Raw genomic sequence first — 3,067 nt, forward strand, 5'->3', positions numbered from 1 at the left:
GGGCCGGGTAGAGGGGTGCGCCCGCCAAGAGGCGCCCCCTCCCCGGTTATCCTCGACGAAACGGGAGAGACGACGGTGGCGGTACTCAACGACGAACAGGTGATGCTGCGCGACATGGCGCGCGAATGGGCCGACAATGAAGGCCCGGTGGCGGCGTTCCGCAAGATGCGCGCCGCCGCACCGGCCGAGCGGTTCGACCGCGACGCCTGGGGCGCGATCGGCCAGATGGGCTGGGCGGGCGTGGTAATCCCGGAGGAATTCGGCGGATCGGCGTTCGGTTACCTGTCGCTGGGGCTGGTCGTGGAGCAGCTGGGCCGCAACCTGACCGCATCGCCGCTGGCATCGACCGCGGTGGCGGCGAGCGCGATCGTGATGGGATCGTCCGACGCGGCGAAGCAGACGTGGCTGCCGCAGCTGGCATCGGGCGAGAAGATCGCGACGCTGGCGGTGGACGAGGGGCCGGTGCATGACGGTGCGGTATCCGGCACCACGGTCGCCGGCGGGCGGCTTACCGGCGCCAAGCCGTTCGTCGCGGAGGGCGACGGCGCGGACGTGTTCGTCGTCGCCGCGCAGGACGGGCTGTACCTGGTCGAGAAGGGCGAGGGCGTGACCGTCAGCCACCGCCACATGGCCGACGAGCGCAGCCACGCGCATGTCGCGTTCGACAATGCCCCGGCGGAAAAGCTGGGCGGGCCGGAGCTGACCGCGGCGGTGGTCGACCGCGCGGCGGCGGTCACCTGTGCCGAGATGCTCGGGATGGCCGAGGCGGCGTTCCAGCAGACCAACGATTACCTCAAGCAGCGCGTGCAGTTCGGGCAGGTGCTGTCGACGTTCCAGGCGCTCCAGCATCGCATGGCCAGGCAGTTCACCGAATTGCAGCTGATGCGATCGGCGGTCGAAGGCGCGCTGGAGGCGATCGACGCCGGGCGCAGCGACGTCGACCAGGCGGTGAGCCTGGCCAAGGCGACCGCGGGCGAGACGCTGAAGCTGATCAGCCGCGAGATGGTACAGCTGCACGGCGGGGTGGGCATGACCGACGAATATGACGCCGGCCTGTACCTGAAGCGCGCGGCGGTGTTGGAGGTGATGTGGGGGAACAGCGCGTTCCACCGCGACCGCTTCGGGCGGCTCAACGGATACTGACCGGGCGGCGCGCCACGGCGGCGCGGCGGACGATGCGCGATCGGGCGCGCGGCCATCGGCAGGCCGCGCGCCCGTTTTCGTTTGGAGTGCGACATAGAAGCATCGGTCGGTCCACTTCGGTAATATAACACCATTTTTCACTTGTAATTCATTCTCCGAATCGCTCCAATCGAAGACGCGGTACGATCGTCAGGGAGATGCGACGACCGCGACGGGAGAGAGATGATGACCAGGTACACGCTGCTGGCCGCGTGCGCGGCCGCCTGTTTCGTGGCGCCGATCGCGGCGGCGCAGGCGACCACCGATGCCAACGCCGGACAGGCGGCGCCTGCGGACCAGACCGCTGGCGGCGCGCAGGACCTCAACGCCGCCGACATCGTCGTGACCGCGCAGGGGCGCGCGCAGGCGCTGGCCGACGTGCCGGTGGCGATTTCCGCGGTGAACGCCGACAGCCTGGCGCTGTCGGGTGCCAACGACATCCGCCAGCTCAACCAGTTGGCGCCGTCGCTGCTGGTGACCTCGACGGGCTCGGAAGCGAACGGTTCGCCGCGCATCCGCGGTATCGGTACGGTCGGCGACAACCCCGGCCTGGAAAGCTCAGTCGTCGTGCTGATCGACGGCGTCTATCGCTCGCGCGCCGGCATCGGCCTCAACGAACTCGGCGAGATCGACCGGGTCGAAGTGCTGCGCGGCCCGCAGGGCACGCTGGGCGGGCGCAATTCGTCCGCCGGCCTGATCTCGGTCGTCAGCAAGCGGCCCAGCTTCACGTTCGGCGCCAATGGCGAGGTGACCTACGGCAATTTCGACTTCTGGCGGCTGGCCGCCGGGGTCACCGGGCCGATCAGCGAAACGCTCGCCTTCCGGCTCGACGGCGTCTACGTAAAGCGCGACGGCTTCTACAACGATCGCACCAACGATACGACGATCAACGATCGCGACCGCTTCTTCGGGCGTGCGCAGCTGGTCTTCGAACCGACCGACGCGATCAGCTTCCGGCTGATCGGCGACTATACCAAGCGCGACGAAAGCTGCTGCGCGGCGACCTATGTCAGCCCGTCGATGAACGAATTCATCGGCAACCTGACCACGCCGGTCGGCTCGGTCAACGCGGGCGTCGCGGCGGGGAGCAACGGCAACAACATCATCAACGTGCTGCGCGACCTGGGCCAGAACCTGGGGGCGTTCAACCAGAATTACAGCCGCGACGTCTCCGTCACACCGGGCCGCAGCTATGGCGGCAAGATGGAGGACTGGGGCGTGTCGGGGCAGCTCGACTGGGACTTCGGCGGCGTCAAGCTGACGTCGATCACCGCCTATCGCGATTATTACAACACCCAGGCCGGTGACGTCGATTACGGCACCGTCGACATCCTGTACAACGCCAACGACGGCAACAACCGCCGCCAGTTCCGCACCTTCACGCAGGAGCTGCGGCTGAACGGCAGCGCGTTCGGCGACAAGCTCGACTGGCTGATCGGCGGCTTCTTCATGGACGAAAAGTATCGCGGGCGCAGCAACCTGCGCTTCGGCAGCCAGTACGGCCGCTTCGCGACGTGCCGCCTGATCAGCGGCGGCGGGCTGGCGGCGCTGTACAATCCGGCGGCGGCGGGCTGCGTCGCCAGCCAGGCGGCGTTCTCGGGCGCGTTCGGGGCGGCCGGCGCGCCGCTGCTCGCCTCGCTGCTGCGGCTCGACGGGCTCAACGATCGCGGCTCGACCGTGGATTTCTACAGCCAGAACACCACCAGCTTCGCGGCGTTCACGCACAATATCATCCACATCACCGACACGTTCGACCTGACGCTGGGCCTACGCTACACCAAGGACAAGAAGCGCTTCTCCGCGACGTTCGGCAACGACAACGTCGCCTGCACGCAGAACCAGGCCGCGTTGACGCCGTTCCTGACCAACACCGCGCTTGCGGCGG

General features: G+C 68.1%; 2 protein-coding genes. Both read left to right on the plus strand.

Translation table 11 applies throughout. The features are described 5' to 3' along the window. Nucleotides 1–75: 75 nt before the first annotated feature. Complete coding sequence (locus tag AX685_RS12965; RefSeq protein ID WP_066489318.1) at nt 76–1,143, plus strand: acyl-CoA dehydrogenase family protein; 1,068 nt, start codon at nt 76–78, stop codon at nt 1,141–1,143. Nucleotides 1,144–1,368: 225 nt separating this feature from the next. After that, nucleotides 1,369–3,067, plus strand: a 1,699-nt coding sequence (locus AX685_RS12970; protein WP_156445798.1) for a TonB-dependent receptor, incomplete at its 3' end; no start/stop codon positions are given.

The sequence above is a fragment of the Sphingomonas sp. CCH9-F2 genome, from assembly GCF_001556735.1.
GTDB classification, from domain to species: Bacteria; Pseudomonadota; Alphaproteobacteria; order Sphingomonadales; family Sphingomonadaceae; genus Sphingomonas; species Sphingomonas ginsenosidimutans.